Origin of the sequence: Microbacterium sp. 4-7 (genome assembly GCF_014332665.1) — a bacterium.
Taxonomy (GTDB): domain Bacteria; phylum Actinomycetota; class Actinomycetes; order Actinomycetales; family Microbacteriaceae; genus Microbacterium.
The window spans coordinates 233,435-245,643 of sequence record NZ_MCRH01000005.1; the positions used below are offsets into that span (position 1 = coordinate 233,435).

Sequence of the window (12,209 nt, forward strand, 5' to 3'; positions counted from 1 at the left end):
CACGCAGACGGCGTCGCCTCTTCCGGGCGACGCCGTCTCCGCGCGCAACCCGGGCGGGAATAGGCTGGATGCTGTGACCAGCGCATTCGTCTCAGACCTGTTCGACCCGGACGAATGGGTGCTCGCGCCCGGTGCCGAGGACTACACCGACATCACCGCCCACGTGAGCACGGACGGCGGAGTCGCGCGCATCGCGTTCAACCGCCCCGAGGTGCGCAACGCCTTCCGCCCGCACACGGTCGACGAGCTCTACCGGGCACTCGACGACGCACGGCAGAACCCCCGCATCGGCGCGGTCCTCCTCACCGGCAACGGACCGAGTCCGAAGGACGGCGGGTGGGCGTTCTGCTCGGGCGGCGACCAGCGCATCCGCGGCCGCGACGGATACAAGTACTCCGATGACGAGACGACCGTGCACGATCCGGCTCGCGCCGGTCGCCTGCACATCCTCGAGGTCCAGCGCCTCATCCGCTTCATGCCGAAGGTCGTCATCGCCGTCGTGCCGGGCTGGGCGGCCGGCGGAGGGCACTCGCTGCACGTGGTGTGCGACCTCACGATCGCCTCCGCCGAGGAGGCGCGGTTCAAGCAGACCGACGCCGATGTCGGCAGCTTCGACGCGGGGTACGGATCGGCGTACATGGCGAGGCAGACCGGGCAGAAGTTCGCGCGCGAGGTGTTCTTCCTCGCCGAGGAGTACTCGGCGCAGCGGGCGTACGAGGCCGGGGCGGTCAACCGGGTCGTGCCCCATGCCGAGCTCGAGCGCGAGGCGCTGAAGATGGCGCGCACCGTGCTCACCAAGTCGCCCACGGCGATCCGCATGCTGAAGTTCGCCTTCAACGCGGTGGACGACGGGCTCGTGGGGCAGCAGGTGTTCGCGGGCGAGGCCACGCGTCTCGCCTACGGCACCGATGAAGCGGTCGAGGGCCGCGACTCGTTCCTCGAGAAGCGGGACGCCGACTGGACCTCGTTCCCCTGGCACTACTGAGCGGATCGAGACGCACATGGTCGCGCTGACGCCGACGGATGCCGAGGATCCGGCCGAACTGCGGGCCGCTCTGGCGCGCGCGCTCGACGGCGGGCCGGCGCTCGGATTCGGGATGCTCGGAGACGCCCCGAAATGGGTGCCGGACGGCACGGCCGTCGTGATCGCCACCTCCGGCTCCAGCGGAGTCCCCAAACGGGTCGCGTTGAGCGGCGAGGCGCTGCGGGCGAGCGCCGAGGCCACGGCGGCGAGAGTCGGCGGCGGGCGCTGGCTGCTCGCGCTGCCGGCCGGATACGTCGCAGGGCTCCAGGTGGTCGTGAGGTCTCTGATCGCCGGCACGCACCCCGTCGCGCTGGGCCGTCGGTTCTCGCCCGAGTCCTTCGCCGAGGCGACGCTGTCGATGCTCCGCCCGTCTGCCTGCGGTTCCGCCGCGATCCCCGAGCTGTACACCTCTCTCGTGCCTGCGCAGCTGTCGACTCTGCTCGACGCGGCCGACGACCGACCGGTGTCGGCCGCGCTTCAGGCCTACCAGGCGATCCTCGTGGGAGGACAGGCGCTGCCCGAGCCCCTCCGCGACAGGGCCGCCGATCTCGGCATCCGGCTCGTCCGCACCTACGGTTCCACCGAGACCAGCGGCGGGTGCGTCTACGACGGTGTCCCCCTCGACACGGTCGCTGTGCGCACCGTGGACGGAGAGCTGCGCATCGCCGGTCCGATGCTCGCAGACGGCTATCTCGGCGACGGGGAGCTGACGGCGAAGAACTTCTCGCGCGACGAACACGGCATCCGCTGGTACCACACCGGCGATCTCGGGCTCTTCGACGACGGCGTGGTGCGGGTGCACGGCCGCGCCGACAATGTGATCGTCTCGGGCGGAATCAACATCTCCCTCGACCGCGTCGAACGGCTGGTTCGCAGTGTCCCGGGACTCACCGGCGCGGTGGTCGTCGGCGTACCGGACGAGCGATGGGGTGAGGCCTCGGTCATCGTCGCACCCAGAGGCGAAGCTCTGCGACGAAGCGAGTCGGAGCAGCTCGCGCACGCACGAGACCTCGTCGCCGAAGAGCTGGGCAGGCACGCGAGGCCGGCGCGGCTGATCATGGTCGACGAACTCGCCGTGCTGGCCTCAGGCAAACCCGACCGCGAGTCGATCAGACGCGCCGTCGTCGAACTGCACTGACGGTCGATTCGCCGGAGTGGGAACTCTCCTGCCAGAGTGAGGCATGGCCACCTACACGCACGGACATCACGAGACCGTCCTCCGCTCTCACAGCAGCCGCACCATCGCGAACTCGGCGGAGTACCTGCGCCCCCACCTCACCGCGAACACCAGGCTTCTCGACGTCGGAGCGGGGCCCGGCAGCATCACGGTCGACTTCGCGGGCGTCGTCGCCCACGTGACGGCGACCGAGATCGATGAGAACGCGCTCTCACTCTCGCGCGATCTCGCGTCGAGCAGAGGGCTCACGAACCTCGACTTCGCGGTCGAAGACGTGCACGCGCTGAGCTTCGCCGACGACACCTTCGACGTCGTCCACGCGCACCAGGTGCTGCAGCACGTCGGCGATCCGGTGCAGGCGCTGCGTGAGATGCGCCGGGTCGCAGCGCCCGGCGGTGTCGTGGCGGCACGTGACGCCGACTACGCAGGCTTCATCTGGTTCCCCATGCTCCCTGAACTCGACCACTGGCTCGACCTCTACCGGCGAGCGGCGAGGGCCAACGGCGGCGAGCCCGATGCGGGGCGCCGCCTTCTCGCCTGGGCCCGCGCGGCCGGATTCGATGACGTCACCGCGACGACCTCCAACTGGACCTACGCGAATCCCGAGGATCGCGCCTGGTGGGGCGGCATGTGGGCCGACCGCATCCTCGAATCGGCGCTCGCGCGGCAGCTGGTCGACAGCGAGATGGCGACGTCGAGCGACCTGCAGGTGATCAGCGACGCGTGGAAGCGCTGGGCCGACGACGGCGACGGGTGGTACCTCGTGCCGCACGGCGAGATCATCGCCCGCGCCTGACCGGACCGCGGATACATCTGCAGGCGGATGCGAGGCGGATGCCGTGCCGCGTAGCGTGGGGGAGTGATCCGCCCGCTCTCCCGTACGGCGCTCGTGCTCGACATCGTCGGGGCGGCGCTGCTCTTCGTCATCCTCACGCCTTTCTCCGTCGTCTTCTACGGCCCGGGGGCGGTCGGCGAGGGGATCAGCGGTGCGGCGGTCGCGGCGATCGTCACCGCGGGCATCCTGATGTTCGGCGGAGTCGCGATCGGCAGGCTCGCCCCCGGACTCGCGCTCGCCGCGGCCTGGGCGGGCGCGATCGTGCAGATGCTGTCCGGATTCGGTCCGCTGCCGATCGATGTGGCGATCCTCCTGGTGCTCTACGCGACCGCCGCCTGGGGGTCCCGCGCGGTGCTGTGGTGGGGCTTCGGCTCGGCGCTGCTCGGTGCTCTGGTCTCGGCGGTCTACCTGGTCGTCGTCACGGGCGTCACCTCCGGCGCCAGCGGGTGGGATCAGCTGACGACCGGCACGCTGCTCCTGGTCGTCTCGGTGCTCGCGCTCGGATTCGCGTGGGTCTGCGGTCTGCTGTGGCGGGTGGTGCTGCGCGCGCGGAGCACCCGTTCGGCGCAGCTGAAGGCGGAGTCGCTCGCGGCGGAGGAGCAGGAGCGTGTGCGGATCGCCCGCGACATGCACGACATCGTCGCGCACTCGCTGGCCGTGGTGATCGCGCAGGCCGACGGCGCCAGGTATGCGGCCGCCGCGAAGCCCGAGATGGCCACCGAGGCCCTCGGGACCATCGCCCAGACCGCTCGCAGCGCCCTGAGCGACGTGCGTCTGCTGCTCACGCAGCTGCGCCACCGACAGGGGGACGGTCCCCAGCCGACGCTCGCAGACCTCGAGTCTCTGTTCGCGCAGGTGCGTCAGGCGGGAGTCGAGCCCCGGATCACCGTCGATCCGATGCCGCCGGGGGAGCCGCCGGGAGCCATCCAGCTCGCGGTGTACCGGATCCTCCAGGAGGCGCTCACGAACGCCATCCGTCACGGCGACGGCGCGGTCGACGTGCACCTCGCGTGGCTTCCCGACCGTGTCGACATCCAGGTGCGCAACACTGTGGGACGGGAGCAGCCGCAGATCGGCGGCGGTCACGGGGTGATCGGCATGCGTGAACGGGCGCAGCTCGTCGGCGGTAGCCTTCAGGCGGAGCGCCAGGGAGCGCAGTTCGTCGTCCGCGCCTCGCTCCCGATCGGAGAAGTCGCATGATCAGGGTCGTCCTCGTCGATGATCAGGCGCTGTTCCGCGCCGGAGTCCGCATGCTGCTCGCCTCGCAGCCCGACCTCGACGTCGTCGGAGAAGCGGGCGATGGCCGCGAAGCCGTCGCTCTCGTGCACGCGACTCGACCGGACGTGGTGCTGATGGACATCAGGATGCCGGTCATGGACGGGCTCGCTGCGACCGCCGAGATCCTCGCTCAGCCCGACCCGCCGCGCATCGTCATGCTGACGACCTTCGACCTCGACGAGGCCGCCGCTCGCGCGATACGTCAGGGGGCGAGCGGATTCCTCCTGAAGGACGCCGACCCCGAGTTCCTCCTCGCCGCGATCCGCACCGTCCACGCGGGCTCGAGCGTCATCGCCGCGTCGGCGACCCGCGAGCTGTTCGAGCACTTCGCCGAGGAGCCGAAGCCGGTGCCGGTGCAGTTCTCCGCGCTGACCGAGCGTGAGCGCGAGATCTTCGCGCTCGCCGCCCGGGGGCTCTCGAACTCCGAGATCGCCGCTCGCGAATATCTCAGCGAGGCGACCGTCAAGACCCACATCAGCCGCATCCTGACGAAGCTCACCCTCCGCGACCGGGTGCAGCTGGTGGTCTTCGCGTTCGAGCACGGACTCGCCTGACCCGATTCCTGTCCGCGGGATCATCCTTGCGATGTAGGCGGATGCGCCGTCAGGCCGACGCGGCGGAGCAGCCGGCGTCCGTAGCGTCGAAGGCATGGAGATCACGACCACCGACCTCGGGCTCGCAGCCCGCGTCCAGCACCTCAAGAAGACCTACGGCGCCGGCGAGGGCACCGTCCACGCGCTGGACGACGTCAGCGTCGGCATCCGCCGCGGACAGTTCACCGCCATCATGGGACCGTCCGGTTCGGGCAAGTCCACGCTCATGCACATCATGGCCGGCCTCGACACCCCGACGCAGGGGAGGAGCTGGATCGGCGACACCGAGATCACGGAGCTCGGAGACCTCGATCTCACGATCCTGCGCCGCCGCCGGGTCGGCTTCATCTTCCAGGCGTTCAACCTCGTGCCGACGCTCACCGCCCTCGGCAACATCATGCTGCCGTTCGAACTCGACGGGCGGCGACCCAGCGCGATCGAGAAGGCGCGCATCGATGGACTGATCCAGACGCTCGGGCTCGGATCCCGTCTGCAGCACCGACCGCATCAGCTCTCGGGGGGCCAGCAGCAGCGCGTCGCCATCGCCCGTGCGCTCGCCACGGCGCCCGATCTCGTGTTCGCCGACGAGCCCACGGGCAATCTCGATTCCCGCACGGGGCGCGAGGTGCTGCAGCTGCTGGCCACCGCGAGCCGCGAGCACGGACAGTCCATCGCCATGGTCACCCACGACGCGATCGCGGCGAGCCATGCCGACCGGGTGCTGTTCCTCGGAGACGGCCGGATCGTCGCCGACCACCCGCGCCAGAGCGCCGAGGAGATCTCGGCCTACATGCTCGCCGCCGAGGTCGCGGCATGAGCGCCGTCATCGAGTCTCCGACTCTCGCCGTCGTACCGCAGACGTCCGCGACCGGTCCACGCCTCGCCTGGCTGCGCGACCGGGGCATGGGCGCCAGCATCCTGGTCGCAGCGCTCTCGGCCGCCTTCGGAGTGGTGCTGGTCGAGACCACGGCCTACCTCGGAGCCGTGCTGCAGGCCGACCCCTTCATCGGCGACAGCGAGACGCTCGCGTTCATCGTGGGACTGCTCTCGGTTCTGCTCACGGGCGTCGCGATGTACGTCGCCGCGATCGTCACCGCGAACACGTTCTCGACGATCATCGCCGGGCGCACGCGTCAGATCGCCCTGATGCGCCTCATCGGCGCGACCGCGAGGTCCCAGCGGGCCGTGGTCGGCCGGCAGGGCTTCGCGGTGGGGGTCATCGGCGCGGCACTCGGGCTTCTCGCCGGCCTCGTGATCGCCGCGGTCGGCGTGCAGATCGGTTCCGGGCTGATCGAGAACGTGCCGCAGGGGTTCTCTCTCGCCCAGCCGTTCATCGCCTTGCCGGTCGTCGGCGTCGCGCTCACGACCTGGGCGGCGGCATGGGTGGGCTCCAGACGCGTCCTCGCCGTCACGCCGCTGCAGGCGATCGGCGGGTCGGTCGAGCGCACTCGCGAAGAGCTGTCCCGCCCCGGGCGGCACATCGGCGCATGGATCCTGCTGGCTTCCGGCACCGTGCTGCTGGCGGCAGGGGTCGTCGTCGGCCTCGTGCACCCGCTCGGGGTGGTCGTCGCCTTCGTCGGCGGACTGCTCTCCTTCACCGGACTCGCGCTCGGATCGGTGCTGTTCATGCCTCCCGTGCTGCGTCTGGTCGGGCGGATGTTCGGATCGAGTGCCACGGCACGACTCGCGGCCGAGAACGCCCTCCGCTATCCCGAGCGCTCGTCGCGCATGGCGATCGGCGTCGTGATGGGGGTCACACTGGTCACGATGTTCGCGGTCGCGCTCGAATCGGTCAAGCAGATGCTGATCGGTCAGGTCGAGGGCGAGACGCCTGCGGAGTTCTTCACCCCGTTCGACGCCTTCGCATCGGTGATGATGGTGCTCGTGGCGGTGTCGGCGGTGATCGCCGCGGTCGGTCTCGTCAACCTTCTGACGATCGGCGTCGTGCAGCGTCGTCGCGAGCTCGGACTCCTCCGGTCCATCGGCCTGTCCAATGGGCAGGTGCGCCGCATGGTGCTGCTCGAGGCGGCGCACATCACGGTGGCCGCCACGCTGACCGGGTTGATCCTGGGCATCGCCTACGGATGGATCGCGGCGCAGTCGCTGCTCGGTTCCGTGCCGACCCTGCCCGACTTCGAGGCCGCAGGGCTCGTCGCACCGCACGTGCCCTGGCTGCCCGTGGTCATCATCGTCGCGGCGACCGCTGTGCTGACCCTGGTGGCTGCCGCGACGCCGACTCGCCTCGCCACCCGCGTGGCGCCCGTCGACGCACTGGCCGCCGACTGACGACGACGCCTGGGGATGCCCCGATGACCGAATCGGTCATCGGGGCATCGGCACCCGGGCGGTCGTTCTAGGCTGGACGGATGCCGTCTCCGTTCGACCAGTCCACGTATCAGGTGCGTCTCGAGTGGGGCGTCGACGGGCTCGATCGCGTCGCGCCCGCCGATGTCGTCGTCGTGGTCGACGTGCTCCGCTTCTCGTCGACGGTGGCAGACGCTGTCGCGTCGGGCTCCGCGGTCTCGCTCGACGACGCGCGTGAATGGTCCCGCAACGGTGCCGCGGTCGCCGCCCGCGCCGGCGACGCGGTCGTGCTGATCGGAAGTCTCCGCAACGCGGCGGCAGTGGCACGAGCGATCGCGACGCTGCAGGAGCGCAACCAGTCACGTACTTCCGTGAGCGTGATCGCCGCGGGCGAAGCCGACGCCGCGGGCACCGTGCGCTTCGCGGTCGAAGACCACCTGGGAGCCGGCGCGATCGTCGCCGCGCTCACCGAACTCGGCATCGACCACACGGCGCCCGATGCGGCCGTGGCCGCCGAGGGATTCCGCGCGCTGAAGAGAGCGCTGCGCCACATGGTCAGCGCGAGCGGTTCGGCGCGTGAGCTCGCGGACGGGGTCGCCGCGACCGAGCGGATGCGGGCATCCGGTGCTGCGCCGACGACGGTGTCGGACGCCGCCGAGCTCGACGCCCTGGATGTCGTCCCCGTGCTGCGTGACGGGCTCTTCGTCGCCTTCGACTGAGCGGTCTGCGGTCGTCCCCGGCGCGCAGGCCATCCCCGCTCGTAGGTGAGGCGCCTGTGGATCTCGTCCCTGCACGCGCTCGGCAACAGGCCGTGCATCCGGCACGGGTTTCGTGTTCCGCGACGTAGGGTCATGGCATGAGGTTCGTCCCCGCTTTCATCGTCGATGCCGTCCTGGTGCTCGTCTTCGCCGTGATCGGCCGTGCCTCGCACGGAGAAGATCCCGGCGGGTTCCTGCTCACCGCCTGGCCGTTCATCGTCGCCCTCCTGCTGGGTCACGTCGTGGCGGCGCTTCTGCCGGCGAGGCCGCGTCGACCGTGGTCGCTGGCCTGGGGTGCCGTCGTCTGGCTCGTCACCGTGGTCGGCGGGCTGCTGCTGCGCGTCGTGGCGGGGGACACCGCGCAGATCGCGTTCATCATCGTCACGACCCTCGTGCTCGGCGTCTTCCTCGTCGGGTGGCGAGCCCTGGCAGCGCTCCTGCGTCGGCGTGCGGGGCGTGCGAGCGACGTCGGTGCGGCGCGCGGGCGGCCTGAGGAGCGGGAGGATGACGACACTCCCGTCGACCGGGACGCACCCGCCGACGCGGCAGCCTCGGATCGAGCGCAGGAGGAACCCTCGCCCGAGGCCGATCCGGAATCAGGTCCTCACGCGCGCTGACCGCACTCTGGCGGTTCGCGGCGCTCGGGGCGGGTCGACGTCGTGCGCGGATCAGCGCGACATCTGCGCCGCGAGCCTTGTGTCGGCCGTGATCTCGCGCCGAGTCCAGTCGAACAGGTAGCGCGCGTCGTACGAGCGGGAGCACCGCGCGCACGATGTGGCGCGTGACGGACGCCGATGGCGGTAGGTCACGTGACCAGCGGGGCACTGGCCGACCCACGGCGCGAGTTCGACCGCCGTCTCGCCATGGTGGGTGGTTCCGCCGACGTAGCCCAGGTCTCGGGCCACGCGCTTCCAGGTCGGGCCGTGGGCCGCTTCATGACCCGCGAGGGCATGCGCCACCTCGTGCAGCAGCACCTGATGGATCTCGTCGTCCTCGAACCGCGCAGCCAGATACCGCGACACGGTGATGCGCTTCTTCGTGTAGTCGCACTGCCCCGCCCGACGCTTCGCGTGGTCGAAGCCGAATGACCAGCTGTCGTCGAGGTGCAGCGTGATCAGTGCCTCGCCCCAGACGCGCACCCGGTCAAGTTCCGCCATGCGATCAGGCTAAGCCATACCGCCGACATCGCCCCTCAGCGGGGCACCGGCGGGCGTGTGCTGCCGTCAGCCCGCGACGAGCTGCGTCGTGCGGCGCCGCTCGGCGGCTTCGATGGCGAGCAGCACCGTCTCGAGCTCTCGGTCCTCGGCCCCGGCCTCGCGGCGCAGGAAGAGGGACTGCTTGAAGCTCTCGCGAGCGGTCTCGTAGTCGCCGGCCTCGTAGGCGTTCCTGCCGTGATGGTGGTGCGCGAACGCGGCGATCGACAGCCAGCGCTGTCCCTCGGCTTCGGCGGCGCACGTCGCGAGCTCCTGCTCGGCGGCGGCGTGGGCGCCGCGGTGCTGCAGGATCGTGGCGTGCAGCACCCTCGAGCGCAGGACGTCCTTGCGTGTGCCCGCCATGCGCGACTGGCGCACGGCCTCATCGGCGAGGGGGAGCGCTTCGTCCAGACGGTCGAGGACCTTCAGCAGCCAGACCCGCTCCAGCAGTGCCGGAAGGCTCCGCTGGCTCTCGATCTCCTCCAGCCGTGCGGCGCATTCACCGAGGTCGACCAGCTCGCGAAGGCTCTCCGGGTCGTATCCCTGGATGAAACTCATTGCTCTCCTTCCGCAGCGTCCCCCGTCAAGTGTGCCTCGCGTCGGCGAAGTCGTCGGGGCGGCACGCCCCACGGCCCCGCATCCGATCTCGATCGAGGCCTCAGCGGAGGAACAGCGAGGCGTCCGGACGAGGGGAGGCGACGGCATCCGCATCGGTCACCACGCGCGCACCCTGCACGAAGGCGGTCACCTCGGCACCCTGCGCGATCTTGGCGGGATGCGGCCCCGCGGCGAGCATCCTGGGCAGCCATTCGGTGGGCAGGGGAGCCGCCGATGCGGCGATCACGAGGTTGCCGAACCTGCGCCCCTTCAGCACCTGGGTGTCGGCGAGGACGCCGATCTCGGGCAGAACCTCCGCGATCGTCGCGACCTGTCGCCGGGCGAACGCGAGGCCCGGCCCGTCGGCGACGTTCACGAGCAGCACGCCGGCGGGCGCGAGCAGTTCGGCGAGTTCGCGGTAGAACTCGATGCTGGTGAGGTGAGCAGGTGTCTGGGCTCCGGAGTAGACGTCGGACACCACCAGATCGCAGGTGCCGACGATCGCCGGGGGGAGGCGGCGGACGCCCTCGCGGGCATCTCCGATGCGGAGCCGGATGGCCGCGCCTCGCGGCAGGGGGAGGTGCTCGCGCACGAGGGTGGCCAGCGGTGCCTCGAGCTCGATCACCTGCTGCCGGGAACCGGGGCGGGTCGCCTCGATGTAGCGGGGGATCGTCAGTGCGCCCGCGCCGAGGTGCACCGCGGTCAGGGGGCCGGCAGCGAGCTGGTCGATCACGGCGCCCATCCGCACGATGTACTCGAAGTGCAGGTGCGTGGGGTCATCCAGGTCGACGTGCGACTGCGGGGTGTCGTCGACGATGAGCTCGAATCCGCTGGTGAACTCCGACGGCACGATGCGGGCGATGCCTCCGTGGTCGAGACGGACCTGCGGGTGCTCGGTGTCCTTCGCTCGCGTCCTGCCCATCCTCCGAGACTACGCGCTCACTCCGCCTCGACATCGTGTGGTCGGCTCACGCGATGGGAGGATTGAGGGCTGCTGACTCGCCGCGAGTCTGCCGCGGAGGCTCGATGTTACGGCCGCATGACGTTTCCGAGAATAACTTGCAGGGAATTAGTTAGTGATGAATACTTTTTCCTACGTGGTAGGCACCCGATGCCGCCAGGACGTTCAAAGAGGAGATCCCTGATGCACAAGCGCATTCTTCCGGTCGTGGCGCTGGGCGCCGTGGCCACCCTGGGCCTGGCGGCCTGTGCCGGCGGCGGAGCCGACACCGGCGGAGCCGTCGACGGAGAGGGCCAGGAGCTCACCGTCTGGATCATGAAGGGCACGAACCCGGACGCGAGCGCGTTCTACGACGAGGTCTCGAGCGCCTTCGAAGACGAGACCGGCGCCACGGTCAAGATCGAGGAGATCCAGTGGGCGGACGCTCACGATCGCTTCGTCACGTCGATCGCCGGCGGCACCACGCCCGACATCGCCGAGACCGGAACCACCTGGACCGCGGAGTTCGCGGACGCGGGTGCCCTCGAGCCGCTCGACGAGTACGTCGACGCCGAAGACGGCCTGCGTGACGACCTCGTCGAGGGCCTCGCGGTCGCCGGCACCTACGAAGACGAGCTGTACGGCATGCCCTGGTACGCCGGAGTCCGCTCCATCGTCTACCGCACCGACGTGTTCGAGGAGCTCGGTCTCGAGGCCCCGAAGACGTGGGACGACATCGTCACCGCTGGCGAGGCCATCAAGGCCGCCAAGCCCGACATGCTGCCGTTCCCCGTCGCGGGTGACGCGGAGTTCCAGGTGTACCCCTGGGTCTGGGGCGCCGGCGGCGAGGTCGCGACCCTCGACGGCAAGACCTGGACGAGCGAACTCGACAGCAAGGAGTCGCAGGCCGGCATCGAGTTCTACACCGGACTCGCGACCGAGCACGGCTTCTCCTCCGCCGGGGCCACGACCTGGAAGGAGACGGACCTCCGTGACTCGTTCACGCAGGGCAACGTCGCCATGATGCTCTCGGGCTCCTGGACCCCGAAGGCTCTGATCGAGGCCAACCCCGAGCTCGAGGGCAAGATCGGCGCCGCCGTGATCCCCGGCGAGGACGGCGGCATCGCTCCGTCCGTGCTCGGCGGCTCGCACCTGTCGGTCTTCAACACGACCGAGAACGCCGACCTCGCATGGGAGTTCGTCAAGCTGATGACCACGGGCGAGTTCGCCGAGAAGTGGGCTGACGAGACCGGATACTTCCCGGGAGTGCAGTCCGCGATGGAGGAGGCCCTGGCCTCGACCGACCCGCTCGTCGCTCCGTTCGCGCAGCAGATGGTCGAGGGCGGCGCATCCGTGCCGGTCACCCCGAACTTCGGTGCCGTTCAGGCGAAGAAGACCACCAACTCGATGATCCAGGCGATCCTCAGCGGGCAGAAGGACGTCGCCACGGCGACGAAGGACGCCGCTGCTGAGATGACCGACCTGCTCAACCAGTAAGGCTGTATCCCTT

The 12,209-nt window shown here is 70.2% G+C and carries 13 protein-coding genes; 10 read left to right on the top strand and 3 right to left on the bottom strand.

Going from position 1 to position 12,209, the window contains the following annotated elements:
• Positions 1-73: 73 nt before the first annotated feature.
• From BEP68_RS11180 to BEP68_RS11220, 9 genes are all read left to right on the top strand, one after another.
• Entirely contained in the window at positions 74-985 is a 912-nt protein-coding gene (locus BEP68_RS11180) for a 1,4-dihydroxy-2-naphthoyl-CoA synthase (protein WP_187250008.1), read from the top strand.
• A gap of 16 nt (positions 986-1,001) precedes the next feature.
• Complete coding sequence (locus BEP68_RS11185) at positions 1,002-2,162, top strand: AMP-binding protein (RefSeq protein WP_187250009.1); 1,161 nt, start codon at positions 1,002-1,004, stop codon at positions 2,160-2,162.
• A gap of 43 nt (positions 2,163-2,205) precedes the next feature.
• A complete protein-coding gene (locus BEP68_RS11190) occupies positions 2,206-2,997 on the top strand; it encodes a class I SAM-dependent methyltransferase (RefSeq protein WP_187250010.1) in 792 nt (263 codons plus the stop codon).
• Between the two features lie 63 nt (positions 2,998-3,060).
• Positions 3,061-4,236, top strand: a complete 1,176-nt coding sequence (locus tag BEP68_RS11195; RefSeq protein WP_053098883.1) for a histidine kinase — start codon at positions 3,061-3,063, stop codon at positions 4,234-4,236.
• A complete protein-coding gene (locus BEP68_RS11200; protein WP_053098884.1) occupies positions 4,233-4,868 on the top strand; it encodes a response regulator in 636 nt (211 codons plus the stop codon). Before BEP68_RS11195 ends, BEP68_RS11200 begins: the two co-directional genes overlap by 4 nt.
• A 94-nt stretch (positions 4,869-4,962) precedes the next feature.
• Positions 4,963-5,724, top strand: coding sequence for an ABC transporter ATP-binding protein (locus BEP68_RS11205; protein ID WP_056277163.1), 762 nt, complete (start codon positions 4,963-4,965; stop codon positions 5,722-5,724).
• Complete coding sequence (locus BEP68_RS11210) at positions 5,721-7,193, top strand: ABC transporter permease (protein ID WP_053098886.1); 1,473 nt, start codon at positions 5,721-5,723, stop codon at positions 7,191-7,193. The genes BEP68_RS11205 and BEP68_RS11210 overlap by 4 nt, the downstream gene beginning before the upstream one ends.
• A gap of 80 nt (positions 7,194-7,273) precedes the next feature.
• Positions 7,274-7,930 carry a 2-phosphosulfolactate phosphatase gene (locus BEP68_RS11215; protein WP_187250011.1) on the top strand — a complete coding sequence of 219 codons (657 nt, stop codon included), beginning with the start codon at positions 7,274-7,276 and terminating at the stop codon, positions 7,928-7,930.
• A gap of 137 nt (positions 7,931-8,067) precedes the next feature.
• A complete protein-coding gene (locus BEP68_RS11220) occupies positions 8,068-8,586 on the top strand; it encodes a DUF3054 domain-containing protein (protein WP_187250012.1) in 519 nt (172 codons plus the stop codon).
• A gap of 51 nt (positions 8,587-8,637) precedes the next feature.
• On the opposite strand, the gene BEP68_RS11225 is transcribed toward BEP68_RS11220, so the two are convergent.
• The 3 genes from BEP68_RS11225 to BEP68_RS11235 form a co-directional block, all read right to left on the bottom strand.
• On the bottom strand, positions 8,638-9,126 hold the full coding sequence (locus tag BEP68_RS11225) for a SprT-like domain-containing protein (protein ID WP_053098888.1): 489 nt from the start codon (positions 9,124-9,126) through the stop codon (positions 8,638-8,640).
• 66 nt (positions 9,127-9,192) lie between these two features.
• Positions 9,193-9,720 carry a hypothetical protein gene (locus tag BEP68_RS11230; protein ID WP_056277172.1) on the bottom strand — a complete coding sequence of 176 codons (528 nt, stop codon included), beginning with the start codon at positions 9,718-9,720 and terminating at the stop codon, positions 9,193-9,195.
• Between the two features lie 100 nt (positions 9,721-9,820).
• A complete protein-coding gene (locus BEP68_RS11235; RefSeq protein WP_053098890.1) occupies positions 9,821-10,681 on the bottom strand; it encodes a spermidine synthase in 861 nt (286 codons plus the stop codon).
• A 222-nt stretch (positions 10,682-10,903) separates the two neighbouring features.
• Between BEP68_RS11235 and BEP68_RS11240 the strand changes: the two genes are divergently transcribed.
• Entirely contained in the window at positions 10,904-12,196 is a 1,293-nt protein-coding gene (locus BEP68_RS11240; RefSeq protein WP_053098891.1) for a sugar ABC transporter substrate-binding protein, read from the top strand.
• Positions 12,197-12,209: the final 13 nt, after the last annotated feature.

Excerpts from the sequence above, each read along its gene's own strand:
- BEP68_RS11200 (WP_053098884.1), top strand. The coding sequence starts at position 4,233 with ATGATCAGGGTCGTCCTCGTCGATGATCAGGCGCTGTTCCGCGCCGGA.
- BEP68_RS11240 (WP_053098891.1), top strand. The coding sequence starts at position 10,904 with ATGCACAAGCGCATTCTTCCGGTCGTGGCGCTGGGCGCCGTGGCCACC.
- BEP68_RS11225 (WP_053098888.1), bottom strand. The coding sequence starts at position 9,126 with ATGGCGGAACTTGACCGGGTGCGCGTCTGGGGCGAGGCACTGATCACG.
- BEP68_RS11220 (WP_187250012.1), top strand. The coding sequence starts at position 8,068 with ATGAGGTTCGTCCCCGCTTTCATCGTCGATGCCGTCCTGGTGCTCGTC.
- BEP68_RS11185 (WP_187250009.1), top strand. The coding sequence starts at position 1,002 with ATGGTCGCGCTGACGCCGACGGATGCCGAGGATCCGGCCGAACTGCGG.
- BEP68_RS11190 (WP_187250010.1), top strand. The coding sequence starts at position 2,206 with ATGGCCACCTACACGCACGGACATCACGAGACCGTCCTCCGCTCTCAC.
- BEP68_RS11210 (WP_053098886.1), top strand. The coding sequence starts at position 5,721 with ATGAGCGCCGTCATCGAGTCTCCGACTCTCGCCGTCGTACCGCAGACG.
- BEP68_RS11235 (WP_053098890.1), bottom strand. The coding sequence starts at position 10,681 with ATGGGCAGGACGCGAGCGAAGGACACCGAGCACCCGCAGGTCCGTCTC.
- BEP68_RS11230 (WP_056277172.1), bottom strand. The coding sequence starts at position 9,720 with ATGAGTTTCATCCAGGGATACGACCCGGAGAGCCTTCGCGAGCTGGTC.
- BEP68_RS11205 (WP_056277163.1), top strand. The coding sequence starts at position 4,963 with ATGGAGATCACGACCACCGACCTCGGGCTCGCAGCCCGCGTCCAGCAC.
- BEP68_RS11215 (WP_187250011.1), top strand. The coding sequence starts at position 7,274 with ATGCCGTCTCCGTTCGACCAGTCCACGTATCAGGTGCGTCTCGAGTGG.